Annotated in this window: 25 protein-coding genes; 18 read left to right on the forward strand and 7 right to left on the reverse strand. The window is 69.1% G+C overall.

Translation table 11 applies throughout. The annotated features are described in order from the left end of the window. Positions 1-284 precede the first annotated feature (284 nt). Positions 285-1,022, forward strand: a complete 738-nt coding sequence (gene lepB, locus TSH64_RS13195; protein WP_247872916.1) for a signal peptidase I — start codon at positions 285-287, stop codon at positions 1,020-1,022. A 48-nt stretch (positions 1,023-1,070) separates the two neighbouring features. Here the strand turns inward: lepB and TSH64_RS13200 are convergent, their stop codons facing one another. Further along, positions 1,071-2,114: a methyltransferase domain-containing protein gene (locus TSH64_RS13200; protein WP_247872917.1), complete on the reverse strand. Its 1,044-nt coding sequence runs from the start codon at positions 2,112-2,114 to the stop codon at positions 1,071-1,073. A 263-nt stretch (positions 2,115-2,377) separates the two neighbouring features. Here TSH64_RS13200 and TSH64_RS13205 point away from each other — a divergent pair, with 263 nt between their 5' ends. From TSH64_RS13205 to TSH64_RS13220, 4 genes are all read left to right on the forward strand, one after another. Next, positions 2,378-2,980, forward strand: coding sequence for an NUDIX hydrolase (locus TSH64_RS13205; protein ID WP_109445489.1), 603 nt, complete (start codon positions 2,378-2,380; stop codon positions 2,978-2,980). A gap of 37 nt (positions 2,981-3,017) precedes the next feature. Further along, positions 3,018-3,647, forward strand: coding sequence for a 3'-5' exonuclease (locus TSH64_RS13210; protein ID WP_109445490.1), 630 nt, complete (start codon positions 3,018-3,020; stop codon positions 3,645-3,647). Positions 3,648-3,780: 133 nt separating this feature from the next. Further along, positions 3,781-4,065 (forward strand): YciI family protein, encoded by a 285-nt coding sequence (locus TSH64_RS13215; protein ID WP_109445491.1) that lies wholly within the window; start codon positions 3,781-3,783, stop codon positions 4,063-4,065. A 17-nt stretch (positions 4,066-4,082) separates the two neighbouring features. Beyond that, the gene (locus TSH64_RS13220) at positions 4,083-4,502 is read left to right on the forward strand and encodes an EVE domain-containing protein (protein ID WP_109445492.1); all 420 of its coding nucleotides are present in this window, start codon (positions 4,083-4,085) and stop codon (positions 4,500-4,502) included. 61 nt (positions 4,503-4,563) lie between these two features. On the opposite strand, the gene TSH64_RS13225 is transcribed toward TSH64_RS13220, so the two are convergent. Further along, entirely contained in the window at positions 4,564-4,788 is a 225-nt protein-coding gene (locus TSH64_RS13225) for a hypothetical protein (protein WP_109445493.1), read from the reverse strand. A gap of 414 nt (positions 4,789-5,202) precedes the next feature. Between TSH64_RS13225 and acs the strand changes: the two genes are divergently transcribed. Next, entirely contained in the window at positions 5,203-7,143 is a 1,941-nt protein-coding gene (acs, locus tag TSH64_RS13230; RefSeq protein WP_109445494.1) for an acetate--CoA ligase, read from the forward strand. A 92-nt stretch (positions 7,144-7,235) separates the two neighbouring features. Here acs and TSH64_RS13235 read toward each other — a convergent pair whose 3' ends face one another. The 3 genes from TSH64_RS13235 to TSH64_RS13245 all read right to left on the reverse strand — a co-directional run bounded on the left by TSH64_RS13235 (position 7,236) and on the right by TSH64_RS13245 (position 9,472). Next, complete coding sequence (locus TSH64_RS13235; protein ID WP_109445495.1) at positions 7,236-7,730, reverse strand: hypothetical protein; 495 nt, start codon at positions 7,728-7,730, stop codon at positions 7,236-7,238. Continuing rightward, the gene (locus tag TSH64_RS13240; protein ID WP_109445496.1) at positions 7,727-8,266 is read right to left on the reverse strand and encodes a hypothetical protein; all 540 of its coding nucleotides are present in this window, start codon (positions 8,264-8,266) and stop codon (positions 7,727-7,729) included. Before TSH64_RS13240 ends, TSH64_RS13235 begins: the two co-directional genes overlap by 4 nt. A gap of 168 nt (positions 8,267-8,434) precedes the next feature. Further along, positions 8,435-9,472 carry a DctP family TRAP transporter solute-binding subunit gene (locus TSH64_RS13245; RefSeq protein WP_109445497.1) on the reverse strand — a complete coding sequence of 346 codons (1,038 nt, stop codon included), beginning with the start codon at positions 9,470-9,472 and terminating at the stop codon, positions 8,435-8,437. A gap of 53 nt (positions 9,473-9,525) precedes the next feature. On the opposite strand from TSH64_RS13245, the gene TSH64_RS13250 reads away from it, so the two are divergent. The 5 genes from TSH64_RS13250 to TSH64_RS13270 all read left to right on the forward strand — a co-directional run bounded on the left by TSH64_RS13250 (position 9,526) and on the right by TSH64_RS13270 (position 13,598). Beyond that, positions 9,526-10,209 (forward strand): OmpA family protein, encoded by a 684-nt coding sequence (locus tag TSH64_RS13250; protein WP_109445499.1) that lies wholly within the window; start codon positions 9,526-9,528, stop codon positions 10,207-10,209. Between the two features lie 112 nt (positions 10,210-10,321). Further along, positions 10,322-10,786 carry a cupin domain-containing protein gene (locus tag TSH64_RS13255; RefSeq protein ID WP_109445501.1) on the forward strand — a complete coding sequence of 155 codons (465 nt, stop codon included), beginning with the start codon at positions 10,322-10,324 and terminating at the stop codon, positions 10,784-10,786. Positions 10,787-10,880: 94 nt separating this feature from the next. Further along, complete coding sequence (locus TSH64_RS13260; RefSeq protein ID WP_109445503.1) at positions 10,881-12,011, forward strand: UDP-3-O-(3-hydroxymyristoyl)glucosamine N-acyltransferase; 1,131 nt, start codon at positions 10,881-10,883, stop codon at positions 12,009-12,011. 50 nt (positions 12,012-12,061) lie between these two features. Beyond that, positions 12,062-12,838: an RNA methyltransferase gene (locus TSH64_RS13265; protein ID WP_109445505.1), complete on the forward strand. Its 777-nt coding sequence runs from the start codon at positions 12,062-12,064 to the stop codon at positions 12,836-12,838. A gap of 28 nt (positions 12,839-12,866) precedes the next feature. Beyond that, positions 12,867-13,598, forward strand: a complete 732-nt coding sequence (locus TSH64_RS13270) for a LytTR family transcriptional regulator DNA-binding domain-containing protein (RefSeq protein ID WP_109445507.1) — start codon at positions 12,867-12,869, stop codon at positions 13,596-13,598. Here the strand turns inward: TSH64_RS13270 and TSH64_RS13275 are convergent. Further along, a complete protein-coding gene (locus TSH64_RS13275; protein WP_109445509.1) occupies positions 13,593-15,071 on the reverse strand; it encodes a hypothetical protein in 1,479 nt (492 codons plus the stop codon). The two genes, TSH64_RS13270 and TSH64_RS13275, sit on opposite strands and share 6 nt — an antisense overlap. 234 nt (positions 15,072-15,305) lie before the next feature. Between TSH64_RS13275 and cowN the strand changes: the two genes are divergently transcribed. After that, positions 15,306-15,602: a N(2)-fixation sustaining protein CowN gene (gene cowN, locus TSH64_RS13280; RefSeq protein WP_085090167.1), complete on the forward strand. Its 297-nt coding sequence runs from the start codon at positions 15,306-15,308 to the stop codon at positions 15,600-15,602. Between the two features lie 4 nt (positions 15,603-15,606). On the opposite strand, the gene TSH64_RS13285 is transcribed toward cowN, so the two are convergent. Then, positions 15,607-16,980, reverse strand: a complete 1,374-nt coding sequence (locus tag TSH64_RS13285) for a PQQ-dependent sugar dehydrogenase (protein WP_109445511.1) — start codon at positions 16,978-16,980, stop codon at positions 15,607-15,609. A 289-nt stretch (positions 16,981-17,269) separates the two neighbouring features. On the opposite strand from TSH64_RS13285, the gene TSH64_RS13290 reads away from it, so the two are divergent. The 6 genes from TSH64_RS13290 (at position 17,270) to TSH64_RS13315 (ending at position 26,739) form a co-directional block, all read left to right on the forward strand. After that, complete coding sequence (locus TSH64_RS13290) at positions 17,270-21,097, forward strand: response regulator (RefSeq protein ID WP_109445513.1); 3,828 nt, start codon at positions 17,270-17,272, stop codon at positions 21,095-21,097. 20 nt (positions 21,098-21,117) lie between these two features. Then, positions 21,118-22,035 carry a PleD family two-component system response regulator gene (locus TSH64_RS13295; RefSeq protein WP_109445515.1) on the forward strand — a complete coding sequence of 306 codons (918 nt, stop codon included), beginning with the start codon at positions 21,118-21,120 and terminating at the stop codon, positions 22,033-22,035. Continuing rightward, on the forward strand, positions 22,032-23,204 hold the full coding sequence (locus TSH64_RS13300) for a molybdopterin-binding protein (RefSeq protein ID WP_109445517.1): 1,173 nt from the start codon (positions 22,032-22,034) through the stop codon (positions 23,202-23,204). The genes TSH64_RS13295 and TSH64_RS13300 overlap by 4 nt, the downstream gene beginning before the upstream one ends. 24 nt (positions 23,205-23,228) lie before the next feature. After that, positions 23,229-25,217: a molybdopterin biosynthesis protein gene (locus TSH64_RS13305; protein ID WP_109445519.1), complete on the forward strand. Its 1,989-nt coding sequence runs from the start codon at positions 23,229-23,231 to the stop codon at positions 25,215-25,217. A gap of 261 nt (positions 25,218-25,478) precedes the next feature. Then, positions 25,479-26,054: a sigma-70 family RNA polymerase sigma factor gene (locus tag TSH64_RS13310; RefSeq protein WP_109452609.1), complete on the forward strand. Its 576-nt coding sequence runs from the start codon at positions 25,479-25,481 to the stop codon at positions 26,052-26,054. A 10-nt stretch (positions 26,055-26,064) separates the two neighbouring features. Next, the gene (locus TSH64_RS13315; protein WP_199237552.1) at positions 26,065-26,739 is read left to right on the forward strand and encodes a ChrR family anti-sigma-E factor; all 675 of its coding nucleotides are present in this window, start codon (positions 26,065-26,067) and stop codon (positions 26,737-26,739) included. The last annotated feature ends 82 nt before the right edge of the window (positions 26,740-26,821 follow it).

Below are 26,821 nucleotides of genomic sequence, written 5' to 3' on the forward strand. Positions count from 1 at the left end.
ATGGACCGGGGATGGACCGGACGGCCGCCGGACAGGACGCGCCATACAGCCAAGATGTAGGGCGCGAGGCCGGTCTATCAACGCACCGGATGACCCCTGCCGCAAGACGAGGTGGAAGTCCAATCCATGGGGCAGGACTTGGCGTGTGCCTGGATACTGGAAACGATTACGGTGCGGTGGTCCATACATTACAAAGTTTTATGCCGTCCGGAATTGCATATGGCTTTCAGCGAGGTGCTTGTCCGGCTAGTCTGCCTGCGGCGACACATGGACGGAGGCGGGCGGTGACGGGCAAGAGCGGTCTTTGGGAGATGGTCCGCACAGTCACGGTCGCGGGGCTGCTGGCGCTTGGGGCCCGCTCGGTGGTGGCGCAGCCCTTCCACGTCCCGTCGGGATCGATGGAGCCGACGCTGGAGGTCGGCGATTTCCTGTTCGCCAGCAAGTTCCCCTACGGATACAGCCGCTATTCCTTCCCGCTCGACGCGCTTCCCATCGCCGGGCGGGTGCTGGGCCATGCGCCGGAGCGTGGCGACATCGTCGTCTTCCGTCTGCCGCGCGACCCGGAGCAGGTCTATGTGAAGCGGCTCGTCGGGCTACCGGGCGACGTGGTGCAGATGCGGGACGGCGTTCTGCATGTGAACGGCCAGCCGGCGGCGCTGGAGCGCCTGGAAGATTTCGTCGAGACGGGAGCCGACGGTGCCCGCCGGACCATCCCGCAATATGTGGAGCATCTGCCGGATGGTCCGACGCACCGTGTCCTGCATGTGGCCGGGCGCGACGGCCTGGACGACACCCCACCGCTTCGGGTGCCGGAAGGCCATTACTTCATGCTGGGTGACAACCGCAGCAATTCGCTGGACAGCCGGGTTGCGGCAACGGCCGGCGGCGTCGGCTTCGTTCCCGCCGAAAACCTCATCGGCCGGGCCGACCTGCGGCATTTCTCCGTCGACCCAACCGCGCTGGACGAACCGGCCCGCTGGCCGGCAGCCCTGCGGCTCGACCGCATCGGGCTGATCCACTGATCCGATACGCTGCGGCGACCCTCACGCCATCCTATCGGGCGGGCTTCGTCAGGCGGGCTTCATCGCCACATAGCGGACGAAGCGCAGGCCGCTGCCCAGCACCCGCAGCCGTGCCCACCACAGTGCCAGTTCGCGCTTCAGTGCGGCCAGCACCGGGGCCGGCGGCACGGCCGCGGCCAGCGTGTCGGCCAGCTTGCGCACGCGGTCGATGATGTGGCGGCGGTGCAACTGGGTCAGATCCTCCGAAATGCGGAGGTCGAGGTTGCGCTGGGTCAGTTCGTCGGCCATGCGGGTGGCGGTCCAGGGATAGACCTCCATCGGCTCCTCCTCCCGCCAGCCGTTCCAGCTGTCCCAGGAGCCGGGGGTGCCGTCGATCACATAGTCGTACAGGGCGATGCCGCCCTTGGGCTTCACGCAGTCGCCGAGCCGGTCGAGGAACAGGTCCTTGTCGCGCACACGGTGGAGGATGCGGTCGGCCATCACGAGGTCGAAGCTGCCGGCCTGGTTGAAATGCTCCGGGTCGTAATGGGCGATGGGCGCCTTCTTCGACAGGCCCAGCGCCTTCGACCGGTCCATGGCCAGCTTCGCCAGCAGCGGCGATGGCTCCAGCCCGGTTACCCAGGTGTCGCAGCTTTGCACCAGCGCGCGGGCGGTGCCGCCCAGGCCGGCCGACAGGTCCAGCACGCTCTTGGCCGGGTTCAGCCCGAAGGACCGGATGGAATCGACCATCCACGCCGCTTCCTCCGGCCCGGTCATGTCCTGGCCCCACAGAAGCTGCGCGCCCTCGCTGCGCGCCGGCGACCAGACCGGCTCGCCATGACGGTCGAGTTGCATCAACGCCAGCCGGTCCAGGTCCGGGTTGCCGGTGGGCGGAGCCGGCAGCGCGATTGCGGCCGACGGTGCTGGAGATGTGGTGCTGCCGACTGCATCGACCGGGCCGGGCTGCCGGCGGCCCGCCAAAGCGCGTGGGTCGGTCCGGCTCGAAATGCGGGGCAGGCGGGACAGGTCATAGCCCTCCCACCACGCAGCCAAACGGATGCGCCAGTCGGGGTTACGCCACCGCTCCAAATCCTGTGGACTGATCTGCGGCACCACGCATCTGCCCTTTCCAGGTCAAGCGGCGGATCACCGATCTACCACTTTTGGGTATATTCACGACATCCGGCACCGTGATTTAGAAGTAGGTTGGCCTGATTTGTCTGTCAAGAAACCATTGTTTAACGATTTCGACTTCGTTTTCGCCAATTGTTGGAAAATTTTACCGGTTTTTGTCTGTGCGTTGCGCTCTGTGCGGCCATTGCGGCCGCCGGGGCGCCTCCCTATACTCCCGACTCAACCGACGAAGGGGGCTTGGCGTGCCGATCGAAACCGGTGAGTCCACCGGCAATCCCTGGACCGTGCTGACCAGCACGACGAAATACGAGAATGCCTGGATGGAGGTGGTCGAACACAAGGTTCTGACCCCGAAGGGCTCTCCGGGAATCTATGGCGTCGTCCATCCCCGCAGCCTTGCCACCGGCGTGGTGCCGGTCCATGCCGACGGCACGGTGACCCTGGTCGGCCAGTACCGCTTCCCCCTGAAGCAATACAGCTGGGAAATCCCCGAGGGCGGCGGGCGCAAGGGTGTCGAACCGCAGGAATCCGCCGCGCGCGAGCTGCGCGAGGAAACCGGCCTGACGGCACGGCGCTGGATGCCGCTGATGACGCTGCACCTGTCCAACTGCATCACCGACGAGGTGGCCCACACCTTCGTCGCCTGGGATATGGAGCAGGGCGAGTCCGCGCCGGACGAGACCGAGGTGCTGGCGGTGCGCCGCCTGCCCTTCGCCGAGGTGATCGACATGGTGCTGTCCGGCGCCATCACCGACGCCATGGCGGTGGCCAGCCTGCTGAAGCTGCGGGTTCTGGCGGCGGAAGGCGCGCTGCCCGACGACCTCGCCGGCATTCTCCGCCTCTGACCTGCCGGCGATTGAACCGCCAACAAATCGGATCTCAATGACCGTCATTTCCGGCCACGCCGTCGCCATCGATTTCGAGACCGCCAACGAGACCCGCACCAGCGCCTGCTCCATCGGCGTTGCCTGGATCGAGAACGGCCGCGTGACCGGGACGGAAGAGCATCTGATCCGCCCGCGCGAGCCGCGCTTCAATCCCTTCAACAGCGCCATCCATGGCATCCGTGAAGAGGACGTGGCCGATGCGCCCGAATTCCCGGAGGTGTGGGCGGGTCTGCGGGAGCGGGTGCAGGGCCGGCTGATCCTGGCCCACAACGCCGCCTTCGACCTCAGTGTGCTGCGCCATACCCTGACCGACTATGGCGTGGACCTGCCGGCCTGCGACTATCTCTGCACCGTCATGATGGCGCGCCGGGCCTGGCCGGCCTTGACCGGACACCGGCTGAACCATCTGGCCGATTTCCTGGGGATCGCGCTCCACCACCATCATGCCGGCAGCGACGCCGAGGCCTGCGGCCGCATCGCGCTGGCCGCGGCGCTGGAGATGGGGTTGGGCGGCTTCGGCGAGATCGAGCGCACCGGTATCCGCCTGGGCCGCATCGCCCCCGGCGGATATTCGCCCTGCAAGGGCGGCAAGGCGCCGCCGCGCCGCCCGCGCGTGGTGGCGTGAACCGTCAGCCGACGCTTTCCCCCCGGCTTCCCCTGCGTTTAGATTTTTGCGATCGGCTTTACGCTTCAAATCGATTCCGATTTTTCGCGATCCGATCTAGGCTCCCGCTCCACCGTGTGAAGGAGCGAACCGCATGCTGTTCATGTTCCATTGCGTCGACAAGGCGGGCGCCGCCGATGTCCGCGCCGCCAACCGTACCGAGCATCTGGCCTATCTGGAAGCCAATGCCGCCCGCCTCTTCGCCGCCGGCCCGCTGCTGTCGGACGACCAGAGCGGCATGGTCGGCAGCCTGCTGATCGTCGAGTGCGCCGATGCCGCTGCCGCGCAGGCGTTCGCCGACGGCGACCCCTATGCCAAGGCCGGCCTGTTCGACAGCGTGACGATCCGGCCCTGGCGCCGCGTCTATCCCAAGGCCTGAGCGGGAGAGCGCTGGCGATGGCCTACTGGCTGGTGAAATCCGAGCCGTTCAAATATTCCTGGGACCGCATGGTCGCCGATGGCCGGACCCATTGGGACGGGGTGCGCAATTACCAGGCGTCCAACAATCTGAAGGCGATGGAGGTGGGCGACCGCGCCTTCTTCTATCACTCCAACGAAGGTCTGGAGATCGTCGGCATCGTCGAGATCGTCCGCACCTATTACCCGGACCCCAGCGACGAGGCCGGCCGCTTCGGCATGGTCGACGTGGCGCCGGTGATGCCGGTGAAGACGCCCGTCACGCTGAAGCAGATCAAGGCCGATCCGCATCTTCAGTCGATGGCGCTGGTGCGTCAGTCGCGGCTGTCGGTCTGCCCGGTCACCGACGAGGAGTGGGCGCGGGTGTGCGATCTGGCAGGGGTCGGCGTGCCGGCCTGAGGGGCGTAGGCGGGGCGAAAGCGGCCCCGCTCTCCGCTGCCCGGTTGCTTCGGTGAAAGACCTACTCCGCCGCTTCCTGCATCGCCGCATGGAAGTCGTTGGTCGCCTGCATCATGCGCCGGGCGATGTCCGCCATGCCGGCTGCCGAGATGGCGCTCATGGGGCCGCCGAGCGCGCGCAGCGTGGCGTCGATGGCCATCAGGCTGGTGCGGTCGGCCATGACGGCGAGACGGTCGCTGCGGTCGCCGGCTTTCGGAAGATCGTCCGCGTTGGTGGTGCTGGGCATTGCGATCCTTGCCGCCGCTGATCGTTACCGTGATGCAGCAACTCTATAGCTGCCGGCGGGTTAAGGTCGGGTTAAGCAAGGGATCGTCCGTTACAGGACAGACATCCCCGAATGCTGCCCTCCATGCTGCGCCGCGGCGCGGCGGATGGTCGCGGAACGGGACCGCCGCCCTTCCGGCCCGGTTGGCGGCGCGGTCACGGAGGCATTGGCATGCCTCGGTATGCTTGGGGAAGAAACAGTCTCGCGCTGCAAAATCAGCGACACAATCCTCCTTTGGTCGGGGGGCCTGCGGGGGCCGATCTGCTTGTTCGTCCCGCAACTTGTGTGGATAATGCCGCTCAATTCCGGGCGGCGGCCCGCCGCCCTCCAATCATCTTCCGGCCAATTCGGAAGCACCACGGGGGAATCGCACTCATGACCGACAACAGCTTCTTTCCGGTGAAGCCCGAGATCGCGGCCGCCGCCCACGTGAATGCGGAAGCCTATGCCCGCATGTACGAGCAGTCGGTCAAGGACCCCGAGGCGTTCTGGGGTGAGCAGGGCAAGCGGCTCGACTGGATCCAGCCCTACAGCAAGGTGAAGGACGTCAATTTCAACGACGACGTCCATATCCGCTGGTTCTACGACGGCACGCTGAACGTGTCGGCCAACTGCATCGACCGCCATCTGGCGACCCGCGGCGACCAGACCGCGATCCTGTTCGAAGGCGACGATCCCGGCGTTTCCAAGGCCATCACCTACAAGGAGTTGCACGAGAAGGTCTGCCGTCTCGCCAACGTGCTGAAGAAGAACGGCGTCAAGAAGGGCGACCGCGTCACCATCTATCTGCCGATGATCCCGGAGGCCGCCTATGCGATGCTGGCCTGCACCCGCATCGGCGCCATCCACTCCATCGTCTTCGGCGGCTTCTCGCCCGACAGCCTGAAGGACCGCATCGTCGACTGCGACAGCCATTTCGTCATCACCTCCGACGAGGGCCTGCGCGGCGGCCGCAAGGTGCCGCTGAAGGCCAACGCCGACAAGGCGGTGGCCGGCGCGCCGACGGTCAAGCATGTGCTGGTGGTCAAGCACACCGGCGGCAACGTCGCCTGGACCGAGGGCCGCGACCTTTGGTACCACGAGGAGATGGAGAGCGTCTCCGCCGACTGCCCGCCGGAGGAGATGAACGCCGAGGATCCGCTGTTCATCCTCTACACCTCCGGCTCGACCGGCAAGCCGAAGGGCGTGCTGCACACCACCGGCGGCTATCTCGTCTATGCGTCGATGACCCATCAGTATGTCTTCGACTACAAGGATGGCGAGGTCTACTGGTGCACGGCCGACGTGGGCTGGGTCACCGGCCACAGCTACATTGTCTATGGCCCGCTCGCCAACGGCGCCACCACGCTGATGTTCGAAGGCATCCCGACCTACCCGGACGTCTCGCGCTTCTGGCAGGTCATCGACAAGCACAAGGTCAACATCTTCTACACCGCCCCGACCGCCATCCGCTCGCTGATGCGTGAAGGCGAAGGACCGGTGAAGACGACCTCGCGCGCCTCGCTCCGCGTGCTGGGTTCGGTCGGCGAGCCGATCAATCCGGAAGCGTGGCTGTGGTATTACAATGTGGTCGGCGACGCCCGCTGCCCGATCGTCGACACCTGGTGGCAGACGGAGACCGGCGGCATCCTGATCAGCCCGCTGGTCGGCGCCATCGGCCAGAAGCCGGGCTCCGCCACCAAGCCGTTCTTCGGCGTCCAACCGGTCGTCGTCGACAACGAAGGCCAGATCCTGGAAGGCGAGACCGAGGGCAACCTCTGCATCGCCGATGCCTGGCCCGGCATGATGCGCACGGTCTATGGCGACCACGAGCGCTTCATCCAGACCTACTTCTCGACCTTCGCCGGCAAGTACTTCACTGGCGACGGATGCCGCCGCGACGCCGATGGCTATTACTGGATCACCGGCCGCGTCGACGACGTCATCAACGTGTCCGGCCACCGCATGGGCACCGCCGAGGTCGAGAGCGCGCTGGTCGCCCACCCGAAGGTCGCCGAGGCCGCGGTCGTCGGCTATCCGCACGACCTGAAGGGCCAGGGCATCTACGCCTACGTCACGCTGAACGCCGGCGAGACTCCGACCGAGGCGTTGCGCAAGGAACTGGTCGCCTGGGTCCGCAAGGAGATCGGCCCGATCGCCTCGCCCGACCTGATCCAGTGGGCCCCCGGCCTGCCGAAGACCCGTTCCGGCAAGATCATGCGCCGCATCCTGCGCAAGATCGCCGCGAACGAGCATGACAGCCTGGGCGACACCTCGACCCTCGCCGATCCGGGCGTGGTGACCGACCTGATCGACAACCGCATGAACAACGCCTGACGGCAGGTTTCACGGGGAAAAGGGGCGCTCCGGTGGGGCGCCCCTTTTTTCTTTGTCGTGTCAGGTTCTCACCCCCAACGGCACGACCACCCTCACCGCTCCGGCAGCACCAGCGGGGCGGCGGGGGAGATGGTGAAGGCGGTGGGGGAGGGGTGGCGCTCGACGATCCGCTTGCGGGCGTCTTCCGCACTTTCCGCGGCAATGGCGTAGGTGCGGATGCCGGTCCAGGGGGCGGTGGCGTCCAGCGCCTCCACCGCGACATACCACAGCGGGCCGCTGGACCGGGCGACGCGGTCGACGCAATAGAACTCCATCGGCGTCAGGGCGGCATCGTCGGTGGCCGCCGACTGCAAAGACAAAATCTCGCCCTCGACCTCCGCCGCCTCGTGGCGCAGGCCGGCGAGGGTTTCCTCCGCCTCCACCCGGCGGACCGAGGCGAGCTTGGCGTAGTTGGCGTAGACGTCCAGCCGCTCCTTCAGTGCGGTCAGCTTCTCCGACTGCCGGCGGGCGCGCATGCCGAGGATGCGCTCTGCCAGCACGCCGATCACCAGGCTGGTGACGGCTCCCAGAACCCAGACGGGGCTCATGGTGCGGAGGCCCCGGCCACAGCGTCTTCGTCGGCCTCCTCGCTGGAGACGGTGACGCCCACGCCTTCGTGGAAGATGTTGCGGGTCAGCATCTGGGCGGCGGCGAAGTCGGAGGCCCAGACCTGCGCCTCGTTCCCGAAGCGCCAGATGGCGGGGTGGACCACCGCCTTGGCATCGGGCCGGGCAGTGAAGCCGGGGGTCATCGCCAAACGGAAGGTGAAATGGTTGCGCCCCGGCTCCGGCCGGCCGATCTCGTGGATGAAGCGGCGCGCGGCGGCGGTGCGCTTGCCGCTGCGACGGTTCAGGACCAGCTTGTCGGTCGACAGTTCCACCAGCCTTGCCTTCGTCGCCTCGATTTCGGCCTGCATGGCCTCCAACTCATTGGCCTGGAGTTCCAGTGCGTCGCGTTCGGCGGTCAGGGCCGCACCGCAGCGGCGGATTTCCCGGTCCATCCGCAGGATCAGGCCGCGGCGGATGCCCAGAAACAGCAGGGTGGCGCCGATGCTGAACAGCGCCAGCAGCATTTCCGACGTCATACGCGCCCGCTCCGCAAACCATTCGGCCCTGGGGGAGTTGTAGCGCAATCCGTCTGGGCACGCATCACAAGCAAGTGCCTCGCGGGCTTAAAAAAACCAAGTCAAACAATTGGGCCTGAAAACGGCGCCCCGCAGGGCGCCGTAGTCGTCAGCCAAGCGAACGGACGGTCATTTCCGCTCGCCGATGGCGGCCTGGGCCGCCTTCACCAGATCGGGGCCGATTTGCTTGGCCCACTTGTCGAAGACCGGCTGGGTGGCGGTCTGGAAGGCCTTCTGCTGGTCCGGCGTCAGGCGAACCACCTCGACGCCCTGGGCGGTGATCTCCTTCAGCAGGCTGTCGTCCTCGGCGGTGATGCCCTTGCGGGAGATCGCGACCTCTTCCGTAGCGGCCTGGACCGCGGCGGCGCGCACGGCCTCCTGATCCTCCTTCGACCAGCTGGCCCAGACCTCCTTGTTGACCACGAAGATCAGCGGATCGGCGACGTAGCCCCACAGGGTCAGGTTCTTCTGGCCCAGCGTGGCGAGCTTGGCGGCGACGAAGATCGCCAGCGGGTTTTCCTGCCCGTCGACGGCGCCGGTCGACAAGGCCGGCTGGGCGTCGGCCCAGCTCATCTGCGTCGGGTTGGCGCCGAGTGCGGTGAAGGTGTCGAGGTAGAGCGGCGAGCCGACGACGCGGATCTTCAGCCCCTTCAGGTCGGCTGGCGTGCGGATCGGGTGCTTGGAGTTGGAGATCTCGCGGAAGCCGTTCTCACCCCAGGCCAGCGGCACCACGTCCTTGGTGGCGAGCAGCTCGAACAGCGTCTTGCCGACCCCGCCCTGGGTCAGGGCATCCAGCGCCTTGTGGTCGGGCATCAGAAAGGGCAGGGAGAAGAGGTTCAGCTCCTTCACCTGCGGCGACCAGTTGATGGTGGAGCCGACCGCCATGTCGATGGTGCCCTGGCGGAGTGCGGTGAATTCCTTGGTCTGGTCGCCGTTCACCAGCGAGGTGCCGGGATACATCTTGATGTTGATGCGGCCGCCGGTCTTCTCCTTGACCAGTTCGGCCCAGCGGTCGCCGCCGACACCCCAGGGGAAGGGCTTGCCCAGAACGGTCGAAAGCTTGTACTCCGCCTTGTAGTCGGCAGCGTTCGCCGCACCGGCAACCAGAGCCGGAACCGTCAGAGCGGCCAGCGCGATGCCGGCGAGCAGAGCCTTCAGCGATTTCATGCTTGTTTCCTCCCAAGCGCCCTATACGAAAGATACGGACCGGGATCGTACAGATGCACGCAGGACTGTTCCACGCGCAATTTGAAGCGACCGTCCGCGGTCCGAACAATGCGGCCATGCGGCTGGTTCTGGCGCTCGGCATTTGTGTCTGGCTGACGTCACCCGCTGCAGGCCTTGCCCAGGGGCTGCCCGGCCCGGCGACCCCGATGGGGCCGAATCCCAGCGAGTGCGAGATCCAGGCGGCGCTCCTCGGCACCACCGGACCCAACTGCCCGCCGTTGGCGATGCAGCGGCCCGCTGCCCCGCCGCCGGCCACGCCCCCCGCCGCATCCCCCGGTCAGCGGCCGGGACCGGTGATGGTGCCGCCGCTGCCCGGACCGACCGCCATGCAGGCGCCGGAACTGCGCGCCGCCTTCCGGGTGGAGTTCGACTTCAACTCCGCCGTCATCCGGCCGGAATCGCGGGAGATCCTGGACAAGGTGGCGGCGGTGATGGGGGCGGCCGGCACCACCCGCTTCCGCATCGTCGGCCACACCGACGCGGTCGGCAGCGACGCGGCCAACCTCTCTTTGTCCAAGCGGCGGGCGGCGGCGGTGGTCGAGTATCTGGTGTCTCGTCACCACATCCACGCCGACCGGCTGGAGGCGTCCGGCATGGGCGCGCGTGAACTGCTGCTGCCCGACCAGCCGAAGGCCGCGGCCAACCGGCGGGTGGAGATCGTCAATCTCGGCGGCTGATGTTTTTTTCCGATCCGCCGGGAACCTTTGGCGGGGTGGGGTGTTGCGCAGGAGCGCTGACGGGCCTTCGGCCCTGTGTGCCCCTCCCTCCAACCCCTGACCGGGAGAGCCGATGCCGGATCACACCCCCATTCCCATCGACAGCCACCGCATCGCCGACGACGAGGTCGGCAAGCCGGCGGTCTTCGGTGCCATCCTGTCCGGCCAGCCGCTGGAGATTCACCGCAACATCTTCGAGGGCGACTACAGCCGCTTCCGGTCGGGGGTGTGGCAGTGCACGCCGGGCCTCGTCGCGATGAAGGACTGGCCCTATCATGAGTTCTGCGTCCTGCTGTCGGGCCGGGTGATCATCACGCCGGAGGGCGGAACCCCGCGGGAATACAAGGCCGGCGACGCGCTGGTGCTGCCGATGGGCTTCACCGGCACCTGGGAGATCCTGGAGACGGTGCGCAAATACTATGCGGTCCAGGCCCGCCAGCCACTGCTGCGGCGGATGAAGGCGCGGGTGAAGGGCTGGTTGCGGCCGGAAGCCAAGGGCGGGCAGGCGGCGACTGCGCAGCCCGGCACCGCGTTCTGACACCTCGCCATCCGCCGGACGCCCGTGTTAGGGTCCGCCGCGCCGTCTGCCAGGACGGCCCCCATGCAAGACCCTGACACCGGTGCGTCCCATCATGATCCACGCCCCCCGTACCCTCACCGAGATCGCCGAAGCGCTGGGCGCTGCGGTCGAAGGCGACGGCTCCCTCACGATCCGCCGCGCCGTCCATCCGTCGGAAGCGGAAGGGCCGGAGGATCTGGCGCTGGCGATGGACAAGGATCTGCTGGCCCTGCTGCCCGGCAGCAAGGCGGTCGCCGCCGTCGTCGCCGAAGGGGTCGAGGTGCCGGAGGGCATCAAGGGCCGCATCGTGGTGAAGCGTCCGCGCTATGCCATGGCCGGGATGCTCGACATCTTCGAACGTCCGGTGCATGCCGAGCCGGGGGTGTCGCCCCAGGCCTATGTGGCGCCCGACGCGGTGGTGGCGCCCGATGCCTCCATCGCTCCCTTCGCCTACATCGGCCCGCGCGCCCGCATCGGCGCCGGTGTGGTCGTGCTGCCGCATGTCACGGTCGGGGCGGACGCGGTGATCGGCGAGGGCAGCCTGCTGCACCCCGGTGCCCGCATCGGCGAGCGGGTGGAGATGGGCGCCCGCTGCATCGTCCATCCCAACGCCGCCGTCGGCAATGACGGCTTCAGCTTCGTCACCCCGGAGCCGGGCAGCGTCGAATCGGCCAAGACCACCGGCCGTGTCGTCGGCACCAACGTGCTGATCCGCCGGGTGAACTCCATCGGCACGGTCGTGCTGGGCGACGATGTCGAGATCGGCGCCGGCGCCACCATCGACCGCGGCACGGTGACGGCCACCCGCATCGGCAACGGCACCAAGATCGACAACCTCGTTCAGATCGGCCACAACGTCCAGGTCGGCACCAACTGCATGCTGTGCGGCCATGTCGGCATCGCCGGCAGCACGGTGATCGGCGACCGCGTGGTCCTGGCCGGCAAGGTCGGCGTCGCCGACCATATCAAGATCGGCAGCGACGCGGTGGTGGCGGCCAATTCCGGCGTCGGCATGAACATCCCGCCGAAGTCGGTGTGGATGGGCTATCCCGCCCTGCCGCGCGCCCGCGCCTTCGAACAGTACAAGGGCCTTGCCCGCCTGAAGCGCCTGTTCGCCGACGTCTCCGACCTCAAGGCGCGCCTGACCGCCATCGATGGCGGCCCGGTGAAGACCGAGGCGGAGCCGGCGGAGCAGCAGGAATAGGCGGCAATCCGGCCGTCTTCGCCCTTCATCGTTCAACCACAATCGTCCCCATGACCTCCGGCCAGAACCCCACCCGTGAATCGATCCTTGGCGGCCCGGCCGTCATCCTGGTGCAGCCGCAGCTCGGCGAGAACATCGGCGCCTGCGCGCGTGCGATGCTGAATTGCGGGCTGACCGACCTCCGGCTCGTCAAGCCGCGGGACGGCTGGCCGAACCCGAAGGCGAATGCCGCGGCGTCGGGGGCCGACCTCGTCATCGACAATGCCAGGATCTTCGAGACGACGGCCGAGGCGGTCGCCGATCTGGAATCGGTCTTCGCCACCACGGTGCGCACCCGCGACATGATCCAGCGCTTCGTCACCCCGCGCGTCGCGGCCGGCGAAATGCGGGAGCGCTATGCCGCCGGGCAGAAGGTCGGGGTGATGTTCGGGCCGGAGCGCACCGGCCTGTTCAACGACGACCTGACCCTCGCCCAGACGCTGGTGACGGTGCCGCTGAACCCGGCCTTCTCCTCGCTCAACCTGGCGCAGGCGGTGCTGCTGATCGGCTACGAGTGGTTCCAGGCCGGCGACCGCACGCCCGACCGCTTCCTGCACACCGGCCAGACCCGCCCGGCGACGATGGCGGAGCGGGTGAACTTCTTCGAGCGGCTGGAGGCGTCGCTGGACCGCACCGGCTTCTTCACCAGCGAGGCGAAGCGCCCCTCGATGATCCGCACCCTGCGCAACGCCTTCGAGCGGATGGAGATGACCGAGCAGGAGGTCCGCACCCTCCATGGTGTCGTCACCGCCCTGGTCGAGGGCGACAAGCGGAAAGGCGGGAGTTAAACCGAAAGCACCGCTATAGTGGGCGTCCATGGACTATGCGTTGCAGAACATGGACGTCGGGCTGGTGCTGCTGGACAGCGCGCGGCGGGTGCTGGCCCTGAATCCGGCGGCGGTCCGGTTGCTGGGAGACCGTGCGGCCGGTCTGGTCGGCGCCTATCTGCACGACCTGCACCCGCCCTCCCACCGCGCCAAGGTGGAACTGCTGCTGGCCGCGGCCGGCGAACCGGCGGCCCCGGCATCGGCCTGTTCGATGATGGTGGCGCTTCCCGGCCGGGTGCTGGTGGTGAAGGCGACCGCGCTGGCGCCCGCCACCGCGGTGGGGGAGGGGAGTGCCGTCACCGCCCTGATGCTGATGGAGGCGGCGCGGCCATCCGCGGCCGATGGGCAAACCCCGCCATCGCACCCCCCTGGATCGCAGCCGCCTGAACCGCTGGTCAAGCTGCCGGTGGAGAAGGGGCAGGGGATCGTGCTGCTCGACCCGGCCGATGCCGTCTACCTCCAGGCCGACGGCCATTACACCACCGTCCACACCACCGATGGCGCCTTCTTCTGCGGCCTGCCGCTGTCGGAGCTGGAGGCGCGGCTCGACGCCCGGTCCTTCGTGCGCACCCATCGCGGCTACATCGTCAACCTGCGCCATGCCCGCGCGGTGGAGCGGCAGGACGGGCGCGCCGCCTTCGTCATGGCCGCCCCCGGCGCCCCCCGTGTGCCGGTCAGCCGCAACCGGGCCGAGGCGCTGAAGAAGCGGCTGGCGCTATAGCCGCTGTTCCATCTGCCGTGCCAGCGCCGGCCAGTCGCGACCGGGTGAGGCCCAGTTCGCCTCGCCATGGGTGGCGTGGCCCGGCAGCGGGCAGGCCAGGAAACGGCCGGCCGCCCCCAGCGTGTAGTGCAGGCAATAGTCGATGGACCGCCGTTCGATGCGGAAGCGGTCCCAGACGGCGCCGTCCTCGCGCAGGGTCGACAGCCGGCAGGCCCAGGTCATGGTGGTGCTGGCGGTGAATTTCCAATGGCTGAGCGGCTGGCGCAGCACGCAGGTTTCCTCGCCGCCGGCCGCGATCACCCCATCGAGGCCGGTGGCCTCGGGGGCGGCGTATTTGTCGGCATGGTCGTACAACGTCACGTAATCGGCGATCTGCAACCCCTCCGCCAGCATGGCGCGGGCACCGGGCAGATGCAGATAGTCGTCCTCCAGGAAATAGACGATGGCGTCCTGGTCATGCCGGCGGTCGGACAGGTCGGCCAGAGCCAGCGCCTTGGCATGCAGGAAGGAGCCGTGATGGCCCAGCGCCGTGCGCTGGATGACGGCTGGATGGAGACAGCCGGCCTGTGCCAGCATCGCCTCCACCCGCTCCACCGTATCGTCCCGGCAATTGTCGGCGATCACCCGCAGCTCGTCGGCGGCCGGACGGAAGACATCGAGGAAATTGGCCAGGCAGGCGAAGGGGCCGGCGATCTTCTCCTTGGGGTTCCCGCGGTCGCTCAGCCGGTAATAGACGCGCAGCCGGTTGGGAACGGGCGGAAACCGACGCCGGTCATGATGCCGCCACCGGGCTCCGCCGCTTGCGATCTGCCGGCGGTGCAGAGCCAGGGCCAGATCGCAGAAACCGTCCTCATGCTCCGGCTCGACCGCAAGCAGCCGGGACAGCCAGCCCACCGACGCCTCCGCCGGGCCATGCTGCAGGGCCGCGACGCCGGAATTGCGCAGAGCGGCGGCATCGCCGGGGGCAAGGGCGAGGGCGTTGCGGAAGGCCTGCACGGCCGTGGCTGCGTCCCCATGCTGCAAGGCCAGCGCGCCAAGCTCGGCATGGAGGTCGGATCGCAGAGGATGCCGGCCGGCCGCTTCACGGAGGGCGTCGACGGCGCCCGCCCGGTCGCCGGCCTGCTGACGGGCGGCGGCCAGACGGCGCCAGGGCATGGGATCGGCCGGGGTCAGCAGGGCGGTGCGGCGCAGCCAGACCATCGCCGCCCCGGCATCGCCGCGGGCCTTGATCATGGCGGCGAGGTTGGCGGCATAGTCGGCGCGGGCCGGATCGCAGGCGCAGGCACGGCATTGGCGCGCAATCGCATCCGCCGCGCCGTCGGCCCCCTGCTGGAAGCGGACGATGGCGGAAAGCTGCCAGGCGTCTCCCGTCTCCGGCTCCCGGCCGAGAAGCGCGATGCAGGCGTCATACGCCTCCTGCCGGCGCCCGTCGCGGAAATGCCCGGCCGCCGCCGCAAAGTCCTGGACCGCCATGTCCCCGTCCCAATCGCCCGTCGGTTGCATCCGTGGCGCGAGAGTGGTCCGTGGGCCGGGCATGGTCAAGCTTCGGCGACCGTTCCGTTCATGCAGCGATCCGGCCATTCGCGCAGGCCGGATGCCGCTGGTGCAGGGCCGCTTGATCGCAGGCGTGCCGGCGGGGAAGCATCGGACCAATCTTCCCCACCCCTGCCGACCGGCCCCTGCCGACCGGATGAGGAGCCCGCACCCGTGGACAGCATCGACGCGCCCGACCGCTATGTCTCGTTCAAGGGGATCGACTGCGAGGGCAACAGCCGCCGCATCATCGACCGCCTGTACATGCACATCGACGACCCCGCCAAGACCAACGCCTTCTGGGAGCGGTTCCGCGCCAAGCTGGCGGTGGCCGAGGACCCGCTGAAACGGCAGGCCGACGGGCTGTGCCTGCTCTGCGCCAACATCTATTACATCGCCGACCTGTTCGAGGAGCACGACGACGAGGACGGGCTGGCGATGCTGCGCCAGCTGGAGGACGAGTGCTGCTGACCCGTCAGGGCCTGGGAGCCGTCCTGCCCGCCGGCTCCCTCTCGGCATCCTTGTCCGCTGCGGCATAGGCGACGCGCCAGACCGTGCCGGAGGCGTCCTCGGCAATCAGCAGGGCACCGTCGGCGGTCACCGCCAGCCCGCTCGGCCGGCCCCAGACCTTCGGGGACTCGTCGCCCTCCGCGGCACTCCCCGTTGCGGTTCCCGCGGCCGGGGTGACGCGGAAGCCGGTGACGAAGGTCTCGTAGGTGCCGGTCGGCCGGCTCTTGTCGAAGGGTGCGGTGTCGAAAGGCACGAAGGCGATGGCGTAGCCCGTCGGCCGCGAGCGGTTCCACGACCCGTGCAGCGACACGAAGGCCCCCATGCGGTAGCGCTCCGGGAAATGGGTGGCGTCGCCGAAGGCCAGCCCGATCGGCGCCGAATGGGCCTGGAACAGCAGCCCCGGCACCAGCGCCGCCTTCACCAGATCGGGCCGCCGGCCGGCAAGGTCGGGCTGCGGGTTGTCGCCGATGTAGGAATAGGGCCAGCCATAGAAGCCGCCCGGCTTCACCGCCGTCAGGAAATCGGGAACCAACTGGTCGCCCAGCCCGTCGCGCTCGTTGACGACGGCATAGAGGTCGCCGGTGCCGGGCTTGAAGGCGAGGCCGACCGCGTTGCGCAGGCCCGCGGCGTAGGTACGCTGGCCGCTGCCGTCGATGCGGAATTCCTGGATGGTGGCGCGCGGCTCCGGCTCCACCCCGATGTTTCCCTCCGATCCGATGCCGACATAGAAATGCCGCCCGTCCGGCGCCACCGCGACGGAGCGCGTGGCATGGCCGCCGCGCTTGCCGAAGGCGCCCTCCGCCGTCAGCCGCCGCCGCTCCCCCGCCTGGGTCGCCCCGGCGGTCCAGGGCAGCCGCCACACCCCGGCCAGATCGCCGACCAGCACCGCCCCGTCATGGAAGGCGAGGCCGAAGGGATGGTCGAAGCCGTCGGCCCAGACCTGGGCCATCTCCGCCCGGCCGTCGCCGTCGGCATCGCGCAGCAGGGTCAGGGTGCCCGGCCGCTGCTGGGCCACCAGCACGTCGCCGTTGGGCAGGACCAGCAGGTTGCGCGCATTCTCCACATGGTCGCGGAACAGGGTGACGGTGAAGCCGCGCGGCGCGCGCAGGGGCTGCTCGGCGGGGCGGGGCACCAGCACCGCCTCGTTGGCGACCGCGGGCGTGGCATAGGGCTTCGGCAGGGTTTCGATCCGCACATGCACCTCTGCACCGACCGTCTGCATCGGGTCCGACCGCACCGGGCCGGTCAGCGCCGATTGCGCCAGGGCCGGGCCGGCGGCCAAAGCCAGCAGAGTGGCGAGCAGGAAAGGCTTGGGCGGCAGGGGGCGGCGGTCGGCCATCGGACGGTCGCTTTCACGGCGGAGGCGAGGGCGAAGGGGGCGGGGCGGGCATGACAAATATCGGACGTGAATATGGGGACGATGCCCCAGCCGTTGTACCGACACAGGCGGTGCAAGGGGGGCTGTACCGGAGGGGTCCCCCGCAAGCGCCGGGTGTCGCGAACGTCACCCTTGCGCACATCAAGTTGCTTGCGGACGCAGCCGGCGCCAGACCATACTCCGACCGATCTAGGCGGAAGGACCGGCGGGTGGCGCCGGTTGCCGGCGGCGGTGCGGCGACAACTCTGCAATGATGGACAGACACCCGATCGACGCTGCGGCACTCACGCTTTCGCCCACCCGCACCCGTCTGCTGCTGGCCGCGGCCTTCGCGCTGATCGCGCTGCTCGGCGCCGGCTTCTGGGGCTATGTCGTCTGGGCCGACCGGGAAGAGACTCTGCGCAACAGCCGGGAACAGGCCCAGTCCGCCGCCCGCCTGCTGCAGGAGCAGGTGCGGCGGACGGTTGCGACCGCCGATCTCGCCATCGGCCGCGTGCAGGACCTGATCCGCTATCACGGCATGCCCGGCCTGGACACCAACCGCGACGCCTGGATCCCCATCCGCGATATGGTGGACAACCTGCCGGAAATCGCGGCGCTGTGGGTGCATCGCCCGAACGGCGACAATGTGCTGACCAGCCGCCAGTTTCCGGCACCGGCAGGCAACGTCGCCGACCGGACTTATTTTCGCGCCCATCGCGATGGCGTCGATTTCCACGTCGGTGAACGGATCACCGGCCGTTTGACCGGAGCGCTTTCCTTCACGGTCAGCCGGGCGATGCGGCAGGACGGCGCACTGCTGGCCGTCATCCACACCAACATCGAGTTCGACTATTACCGGATGCTGTACGAGGGGCTGGAACTCGGAGCCGGTTCGGCCATCGCGATCTACCGCACCGACGGCAAGCCGGTGTTGAGGTTCCCCGACACGGAGCCGCTGGACGGGCCGGAAGGTCCAACGGTTCTGCGCCATGCGGCGGAGGCCGCGACCGAGGTGTTCCAGACCGACGGACCCGACGGGGTCGGCAAGCGGATCCTGTCCTATCAGCGGGTGCCGACCCTGCCGCTGATCGTCTTCGTCGCCCTGTCGGAGCGGACGGAACTGGCCCCCTGGCGGGAGCGCACGCTCCGGGGCAGCATCCTGGTCGGGCTGGCGGTGCTGGCCTGCGCCGGTCTGGCCTATACCGCGCTGCGCAGCCTGGAGCGCGAGGTTGCCGGCCGCCGCATGCTGGCCGACACCAACGCCGAGCTGGACACCAAGAAGAGCGAGCTGGAAACCGCCAACGAGGCCTTTGCCAGCGCCAACCGCCGTTTGAACCTGATCCTGCATTCGGCGTCCGACAGCATCTGCGGCATCGACCGCGACGGGATGATCACCTTCGCCAACCCCGCCACCTCGGCGCTGACGGGCTATTCCAACGAGGAGCTGCTGGGCGGCAACCTGCATGCGCTGATCCATTCCCGCCGTGCCGACGGCAGCCATTTCCCGGCGCTGGAATGCCCGGTGACCGAGGTGCTGCTGAGCGGGGAGAGCCGGCGCGGGCTGGAGGACACCTATTGGAGCAAGGCGGGGAAACCCTTCCTGGTGGAGTACACGGCGTCTCCGATGCTGGCCGAAGGCAAGGTCGAGGGCGCCGTGGTGGTCTTCCACGAGATCGCCGAGCGCAAGCGGGCGGAGGCGGCGATGCAGCGCGCCCGGCTGGCGGCGGAGGCGGCGAGCCGCTCCAAGAGCGAGTTCCTGGCCAACATGAGCCACGAGATCCGCACGCCGATGAACGCGATCCTCGGGCTGATCCACCTGCTGCAGCAGACCGAGCTGAACAGCCGGCAGGCCGATTACGTGCAGAAAGTGCGGGTATCGGCGCAGTCGCTGCTGGGCATCCTGAACGACATCCTCGACTTCTCGAAGGTGGAGGCCGGCAAGCTTGAGCTGGAGCGGGTCGATTTCCGCCTGGACGATCTGTTGCAGACGTTGGCGGTCATCGTCGGGTCGGCCGCGCAGGAGAAGGACATCGACGTCCTGTTCTCGGTGGCGCCGGATGTGCCGCTGGATTTGATCGGCGATCCGCTGCGGCTCCAGCAGGTCCTGATCAACCTCGCCGGCAACGCCATCAAGTTCACCGAGGCGGGAGAGGTCGTGGTGTCGGTCGGCGTGCGGTCGCTGGGTGACGATGGGCGCGCCGTGCTGGACTTCGCCGTGCGCGATACCGGCATCGGCATCCCGCCGGACCAGCGCGACCGGCTTTTCAAGGCCTTCAGCCAGGGCGACAGCTCCACCACCCGGCGGTTCGGCGGCACGGGGCTGGGGCTGGCGATCTGCGCCCGGCTCGTCCGGCTGATGAAGGGAACGATGGATGTGGAGAGCGAGCCCGGCAAGGGCAGCGTCTTCCGTTTCCAGGCGGAGTTCGGCCGCCATCCCGGTGGGGCCGGCCGGCGAACCGGCGGGGCTGCGGCCGGCTTGCCCGACTCCCACCCGCGCCCGGTGCCGCGCGACCTGACGGTGCTGGTGGTCGACGACAACCCCACCGCGCGCGAAGTGATGGGCGCCATCGCCACCGCCTTCGGCTGGACCGTCACCGCCTGCTGCGACGGCCAGAGCGCCATCGCCGAACTGGAACGTGCCGCCGCGGCAGGCCATGCCTATGACATGGTGCTGATGGACTGGAAGATGCCGGGGATGGACGGCATTGAGGCGGCGCGCCGCATCCGCGCCGATGTCCATGCCGGCACCCCGATGATCATCGTCATCAGCGGCTATGGCCGCGAGCGGCTGGGCGCCCGCTTCGAGGAGGCCGGGATATCCGGTTTCCTGGTGAAGCCGGTCACCGCCTCCACCCTGCTCGACGCCGTGACCGTCGCCTATGCCCAGGCCGGACATGGCGCGCCTCTCCTGCCATCCCCGGTTCCGGCGCCGTCCGGCGGCAGCGGGTTGGGCGGGCCGGCCTGGGACGCCAGCCGGGCGCTGCATGGCCGCCGGCTGCTGCTGGCCGACGACAACGACATCAGCCGGCAGGTGGCGTGCGAGATCCTGGAGCGCGCCGGCGCGTCGGTCACCGCGGCATCGACGGGGCGGGAGGCGTTGGACTGTGTGCGCGCGGCCGGCCAGCCGTTCGACGCCGTGCTGCTGGACGTGCATATGCCGGACATGGACGGCTTCGCCGCGACCGCAGCGATCCGTGCGTTGCCTGGTGGGCGGCTGTTGCCGATCATCGCCATGACGGCGAGCGCCCTGCCGGAGGACCGGCAACGCTGCCTCGACAACGGAATGGACGCCCATGTGCCGAAGCCGCTCGACCTGCCGCAGCTGTTCGCCACGCTGGCCCGCTGGATCGGGCCGCCGCTGGTGGCGGTGCGGCCCTGCGCGCCCTGTGGCGCCGCCCCTGTCCCGCTGCAAGGCGACGCCATGCTGACGCGCGCCATGCCGATTGGCCGTCCCGCCGGACCGCTGGCCGATTTGCCCGATGGATTGCCGGGCATCGACATTGCCGATGCGCTCAACCGGCTGGGCGGGGATACCGACCTGTTCCGCCGTTTCATCGGCCAGTTCGCCGACGGCTATGGCAATGTCGCCGAACGCATCGCCGCTGCGGTGAACGGCAACGATCTGGCCACTGCCAAGTCCATCGCACATGAGCTGAAAAGCGTCGCCGGCAACCTCGGTGCACGCGGCCTGTCGGTCGCCGCCGATGCATTGCAGATCGCCGCCTACAGAGACGATGCCGTCGCGGCTGCTGCCCAGGTGCCGGTGCTGCGCAGCGAACTGGCGCTCGTGCTGGAGAGCGCGCAGCGTCTGCGCGCGGTGCCCGACGGGAAGACGGGGCCGGCGGGAGAGCCGGCGATGTCCGGCCGGTCGGCGGAAACCCGGTCGTTGCTGGCGAATCGCCTACCCCAATTCGTAACTTTGTTGCAAGAGAGTAACTTCGCAGCGGCGGAGGAGTTCGCTATTCTGGCGCCGTTGCTGACGGACTGGGTCGAGCCTTCGACGATGAAGGGGTTGTCCACCGCCATCGACGGTCTGGACTTCACCAAGGCACTTGGAATCGTGCGGCGGATAGCACGCAACCTCGGCCTCCCATAACCGATGGTCTGAACGCGCTGATGGCCGATCCCCGTCCGAAAATCCTTGTGGTGGATGATATCCCGTCCAACGTCCATGTGCTGAGCCGCATCCTGAAGGACGACTACGACATCTATTTCGCCACCGACGGCGAGAAGGCGTTGGATCTGGTTCAGGCCCGGATGCCGGATCTCGTCCTGCTGGACATCATGATGCCGGGGATGGATGGGTTTGAGGTGTGCCGGCGCATCAAGGCCGACCCCGCCATCCACGACATTCCCGTCATCTTCATCTCCGCCAAGAGCGAGGTGGAGGACGAGACCCGTGGCCTGGAGGTGGGGGCCATCGACTTCATCACCAAGCCGATCAGCCCGCCCATCGTGAAGGCGCGGGTGCGCAACCATCTGCTGTTGAAGCGGCAGACCGACCTGCTGCGCAGCCTGTCCTTCCTGGACGGGCTGACCGGCATCGCCAACCGCCGCCGCTTCGACGATGCTATGGCGCGCGAATGGCGGCGCTGTGCCCGGTCGAACCTGCCGCTGTCGCTCATCATCCTCGATGTCGATCATTTCAAGGCCTACAACGATCATTACGGCCATCAGGCCGGCGACGAATGCCTGCGCATGCTGGCCGAATTGCTGTCGGGCCGGGCAAAGCGCCCGAGCGACCTCGTCGCCCGCTATGGCGGCGAGGAATTCGTCTGCCTGCTGCCGGAGACCGACGGCCCCGGCGCCGTCCGCGTGGCGGAAGGCTTCCGGACCGGCGTCGCCGAATGCCGCATCCCGCATGCGCAGTCGCCGGTTATTCCCTATGTCACCATCAGCCTGGGGGTCGCCACCGTGATCCCGTCGGCCGACGGCAGTCCCGAGCAGTTGGCGGAGATGGCCGACCAGATGCTCTACCGCGCCAAGCGCACCGGCCGCAACCGCGTGCAGGACGCCATGGTGCCGGCGCTGTGACGGCGCCGCCGACAGGATCTTCTTTTTACGATGTTCGTGGCCGCGGTTTCCCGCGCCGTGCGCCGCTGGCGGATGGCTGGGACTGGATCGACCGCCGGGTCGCCGTGCCTGCCGCAAGGGTCCGGCCCGTGGCGGAATGCGGCGGGCTGCGGCTGGCCGGCGCCGTCGCTGCGCTGGCGGACTGGCCCGCGGCAGACCGTGCCGCGGTGGACGGCCATGCCGTGGCGGCGGCCGACACGCTGGGTGCCGGCTCCTACAACCCGGTGCCCTTGACGGTGGCGGTCGCGGTGAGCGCCGGCGACCCTCTTCCGGCAGGCTGCGACGCGGTGATCCCCTACGAGGCGGCGCAGGCCGTCGGTCCCTTCATCGAGGCCATCGACACGGTGGCGCCCGGCAGCGGGGTTGAGCGGCGGGGCGCCTGGACCGCCGCCGGAAACGCGCTGCTGCCGGCCGGGCGGCGCTTGCGTCCCGGCGATCTCGGCCTGCTCGCCGCCGCGGGGCATGACACCCTATCGGTCCTGCCGGCGCCGCGGGTGCGGATTCTGATGGCCGGCGGTCCCAAGGCCAACGCGCCGGAGCAGGTCGCGACCATGCTGGCGGCGCTGGTCGGGCGCGACGGCGGGGGTGTCGAGGCGGTCGAGACCGTTCCGGCCGACCCGGATGCCCTGGCCGAGGCCTTCGCCCGGCCGGGCGCCGACCTGATCCTGTCGGCCGGCCGAACCGGCACCGGCCCCGACGATGTGGCGGCGTCCGCCCTGGCCCAGGCCGGCAGCATCGACCTGCACGGCATCGCCATGCGGCCGGGCGGCAGTGCCGGGCTGGGCATTGCCGGCGCGGTGCCCGTCCTGCTGCTGCCGGGGGAGCCGATGGCGGCGCTGGCGGCTTACGAACTGCTGGCCGGCCGTGCGGTGCGGCGCGCTGCCGGCTTGCCGGCCGATCTGCCCCATGCGACGGTCCGGGCGGTGACGGCGCGCAAGCTGGTGTCGGAAATCGGCTGCCTCGACCTGCACCGGGTCCGGCTGGATGGGGACGGCAGGGTCGAGCCGGTGGCCTCGCCCGGCTGGCCGGGACTGGCGGCGGCGGCGCGGGCCGACGGCTTCGTCCTGATCGGCGCGGACAGCGAAGGCGTGCCTGACGGCGTTCCCGTCACCATGTACAGGTTCGACTGATCTTATCGAGCAAAGGTTTGCCGCGTGCACAGTTCCGACCGCAGCCGCGAGGACATCCGCCGTTTCGTCGCCCAGGCCGCCCGCCAGGACCAGTTCCTGGAGGTGGTCAGCGGCGAGGAGGCGCGTGCCCGCTTCCACCGCCATCTCGACTTGTCGCCACGGGGGGAGGAGCGGGTGACGCTGTCGGCCGCGCTGGGGCGCGTGCTGTCCGCCGATGTGACGGCGGATGTCGATGTTCCCGGCTTCGACCGCTCGGTGGTCGACGGATTCGCGGTGCGCGCCGCCGACACCGTGGGTGCTGCCGAGGATCGGCCGGTGGCCCTGCGCCTGAACGACGAGGTGCTGGCCGCCGGCCATGCCCCCGAACTGACGGTGGAGCCCGGCACTGCCACGGTGATCGCCACCGGCGGCATGCTGCCGCGCGGCGCCGACGCCGTGGTGATGGTGGAGACGACGGAGGCGGTGGAGCGGCCCGACGGCCTGTTCGTCAGCCTGACCCGCCCGGCCACCCCCGGCGCCTTCGTCGCCGCCGCCGGCTCCGACATCGGCCGGGGCGAGGTGGTGCTGCGCAAGGGCCAACTGCTGACCTCGCGCGAGATCGGCGTGCTCGCCGCCATCGGGCTGGGCGAGGTCGCCGTGGTGCGCCGGCCGCGTGTCGCCATCCTGTCGACCGGCGACGAGATCGTCGCACCCGGCCAGCCGATCCGCACCGGAGCGGTCTATGACAGCAACGGCGCCATCCTGGCCGCCGCCGTCGCCGAACTGGGCGGGGAGCCGGTGCCGCTGGGCATCGCCCCGGACGAGGACGCGGCGCTGGAGAAGCTGGTCGCCCGGGGGTTGGACTGCGACGCGCTGCTGCTGTCGGGCGGTACGTCGAAGGGGGCGGGCGACCGTTCCCACCGCATCGTGGCGCAGCTGTCGGACCCCGGCATCGTCGCCCATGGCGTGGCGCTGAAGCCGGGCAAGCCGCTGTGCCTCGCGGTGACCGGCGGCAGGCCGGTGGTGATCCTGCCGGGCTTCCCGACCTCGGCGATGTTCACCTTCCACAGCTTCGTCGCCCCGGTGATCCGCGCCCTGGCCGGCCTGCCGCCGGCACAGGCGGAGGAGGTCACTGCCACCCTGCCGGTGCGGCTGGGGTCGGAGCGCGGGCGCACCGAATATGTCATGGTCTCGCTGGTCCATGGCGCCGGCGGGGGTGCTGGGGAAGGCGAACTGGCGGCCTATCCGCTGTCGAAGGGGTCGGGTGCGGTCACCGCCTTCAGCCATGCCGACGGCTTCCTCGCCATCGACGCCCAGGCCGAGGCGGTGGAGGCCGGCACGCCGGTGTCGGTCCAGCTGCTCGGCCGTTCGCTGACGCCCGCCGACCTGATCGTGGTCGGCAGCCAGTGCATCGGCCTGAACGCCGTGCTTGGCCGCCTGATCGGTGGGGGGATGACGGTCAAGGCGCTGAATGTCGGCTCGATGGGCGGGCTGGCGGCGGCGCGGCGCGGGGAGTGCGACATCGCCCCCGTCCACCTGATGGACCCCGCCACCGGCACCTACAACACGCCGTTCCTGGCACCGGGTCTCGACCTCGTCACCGGCTACCGCCGCATGCAGGGCATCGTCTTCCGCCGCGGCGACCCGCGGTTCGAGGGCCGGACGGCACAGGAGGCGGTGGCCGCGGTCGCCGGCCTGGCCGACTGCATCCTGATCAACCGCAATGCCGGCAGCGGCACCCGCATCCTGACCGACCGGCTGCTGGGGCCGGCGCGGCCGACCGGCTACTGGACGCAGGCCAAGTCGCACAACGCCGTCGCCGTCGCGGTGGCGCAGAACCGTGCCGACTGGGGTGTCGCCATCGAAACCGCGGCGAACCTCTACGGGCTGGGCTTCCTGCCGCTGCAGGAGGAGCATTACGATTTCGTCATCCCCGCTGCCCGCCGGGACCGTCCTGCCGTCCGCCGCTTCGTCGAGGCGCTGGAGATGCCGGATGTGGCCGACGCCCTGCGCGCCATGGGGTTCATCAGATAGGGTCTGGAGAGACGGGGCGGCCCAATCTCCGGCTAAACCGAACAAAATGCCGCAGGCCGGGTTTTTTCGTGATCCATCGGCTGGACGGTTGCGTACCGAAGGTCACGATGCGACATACAGCCCGGCGTGAAAGCCCGCGGGATGCAGGGCAGAGTGCAGGATTGACGCAGAGGTCTTGAAAACGGGGTGGCTGCCGCGAATTCCGGGAATGGGTGCCATCCCCGGCTTGTGCGGAAGCCGATGTTCCCCTTGAATGGGACCATGCAGGACCAGCACACCCCCGCGGCCGACATGGCCCCCAGCCTGGAAGATCTGCTCGTCGCCGTAGGGCGCGAGCGGGACCGCCAAGCGTTCGGGGTTCTGTTCGGCCACTTCGCGCCACGGCTGAAAACCTATCTGCGCCGGTTGGGATGCGATTCCGGCGGGGCGGAAGAGCTTGTTCAGGAGGTCATGCTGTTGGTCTGGCGTCGCGCCGAAACCTACGATCCGATCCACGCCTCGGCCGGCACCTGGGTGTTCACCATCGCCCGCAACAAGCGGATCGATGTGTTGCGGCGCGAACAGCGGCCGGAGATCGACCCCGACGATCCCGCCCTGGTGCCCGAACCCGATGAGGCCGCCGACCGCCGGATCGAGGCGAAGGAGAGCAGCGGGCGCCTGCGCGCCGCGCTGAAGGACCTGCCGCCGGAACAGGCCGAGCTTCTGCGCATGGCTTATTTCGAGGACAAGCCGCACAGCGTCATTTCCGCGGAGCACGGCATCCCGCTCGGCACCGTCAAATCGCGTCTGCGTCTGGCGATGGAACGCCTGCGCCGGTCGCTGAAGGATGTCGGATGAGGCATTTTTGATGAACCGGCCGAGCCACCACCCCGGCGACACCCTGCTGATCGATTATGCCGGCGGCGCCCTGTGCGAGGGCGCGTCGCTGGCCGTCGCCACGCATATGGCCTTCTGCCCGGCCTGCCGCCACGCCGTGACGGAGATGGAGGCGATCGGCGGCGCCCTGCTGGACGATCTCGAACCGGAACCGCTGTCCGACGGCTGCCTGGAGGCGCTGATGGCCCGTTTGGACCATGAGCGGCCGGCGCCCTGCCGCCCGGCTGTGAAGCATTCGGCGGAGCGGTCGCGCTATCCGGAGCCCCTGCGCAGCTATCTGCGCGGCCGGCTCGACCGCGAAGGACGGCTGGAGGAGGATGGCTGGCGGTTCCTGCAGCCCGGCATGCGCAGCATGGAGCTACTGTCCGGCCCGGACGGAACCACCAAGCTGATCCGCATGAAGGGCGGCGTCGGCGTGCCGAAGCACACCCATGGCGGCATCGAGTTGACCGTGGTGCTGGAGGGCGGTTTCTCCGACGAGTTCGGCGCCTTCCTGCCCGGTGACATCGCCATCGGCGACCCGTCGCTGGTCCACCGCCCGGTGTCCGACCCGGAAGGCTGCCTGTGCCTCGCCACCACCATCGGCGGGTTGCGGATGACCGGACCGCTGGGGCGGCTTTTCAACCGGTTCGTGAAGCGGTTCTGAAGACTACGGCCTGCGGTGCCCTCTCCCTAACCCCGCTTGGCAGAGGGTGGGAGAGGGCATCCGGAGCCGACGGCCTGACGCC

The organism is Azospirillum sp. TSH64 (genome assembly GCF_003116035.1).
Taxonomy (GTDB): Bacteria; Pseudomonadota; Alphaproteobacteria; order Azospirillales; family Azospirillaceae; genus Azospirillum.

Bases quoted from the DNA above. Each gene is read 5' to 3' on its own strand.
- TSH64_RS13210 (WP_109445490.1), top strand. From the start codon at position 3,018: ATGACCGTCATTTCCGGCCACGCCGTCGCCATCGATTTCGAGACCGCC.
- TSH64_RS13215 (WP_109445491.1), top strand. From the start codon at position 3,781: ATGCTGTTCATGTTCCATTGCGTCGACAAGGCGGGCGCCGCCGATGTC.
- TSH64_RS13220 (WP_109445492.1), top strand. From the start codon at position 4,083: ATGGCCTACTGGCTGGTGAAATCCGAGCCGTTCAAATATTCCTGGGAC.
- TSH64_RS13225 (WP_109445493.1), bottom strand. From the start codon at position 4,788: ATGCCCAGCACCACCAACGCGGACGATCTTCCGAAAGCCGGCGACCGC.
- acs (WP_109445494.1), top strand. From the start codon at position 5,203: ATGACCGACAACAGCTTCTTTCCGGTGAAGCCCGAGATCGCGGCCGCC.
- TSH64_RS13235 (WP_109445495.1), bottom strand. From the start codon at position 7,730: ATGAGCCCCGTCTGGGTTCTGGGAGCCGTCACCAGCCTGGTGATCGGC.
- TSH64_RS13240 (WP_109445496.1), bottom strand. From the start codon at position 8,266: ATGACGTCGGAAATGCTGCTGGCGCTGTTCAGCATCGGCGCCACCCTG.
- TSH64_RS13245 (WP_109445497.1), bottom strand. From the start codon at position 9,472: ATGAAATCGCTGAAGGCTCTGCTCGCCGGCATCGCGCTGGCCGCTCTG.
- TSH64_RS13250 (WP_109445499.1), top strand. From the start codon at position 9,526: ATGCACGCAGGACTGTTCCACGCGCAATTTGAAGCGACCGTCCGCGGT.
- TSH64_RS13255 (WP_109445501.1), top strand. From the start codon at position 10,322: ATGCCGGATCACACCCCCATTCCCATCGACAGCCACCGCATCGCCGAC.
- TSH64_RS13260 (WP_109445503.1), top strand. From the start codon at position 10,881: ATGATCCACGCCCCCCGTACCCTCACCGAGATCGCCGAAGCGCTGGGC.
- TSH64_RS13265 (WP_109445505.1), top strand. From the start codon at position 12,062: ATGACCTCCGGCCAGAACCCCACCCGTGAATCGATCCTTGGCGGCCCG.
- TSH64_RS13270 (WP_109445507.1), top strand. From the start codon at position 12,867: ATGGACTATGCGTTGCAGAACATGGACGTCGGGCTGGTGCTGCTGGAC.
- TSH64_RS13275 (WP_109445509.1), bottom strand. From the start codon at position 15,071: ATGGCGGTCCAGGACTTTGCGGCGGCGGCCGGGCATTTCCGCGACGGG.
- TSH64_RS13285 (WP_109445511.1), bottom strand. From the start codon at position 16,980: ATGGCCGACCGCCGCCCCCTGCCGCCCAAGCCTTTCCTGCTCGCCACT.
- TSH64_RS13290 (WP_109445513.1), top strand. From the start codon at position 17,270: ATGATGGACAGACACCCGATCGACGCTGCGGCACTCACGCTTTCGCCC.
- TSH64_RS13295 (WP_109445515.1), top strand. From the start codon at position 21,118: ATGGCCGATCCCCGTCCGAAAATCCTTGTGGTGGATGATATCCCGTCC.
- TSH64_RS13310 (WP_109452609.1), top strand. From the start codon at position 25,479: ATGCAGGACCAGCACACCCCCGCGGCCGACATGGCCCCCAGCCTGGAA.
- TSH64_RS13315 (WP_199237552.1), top strand. From the start codon at position 26,065: ATGAACCGGCCGAGCCACCACCCCGGCGACACCCTGCTGATCGATTAT.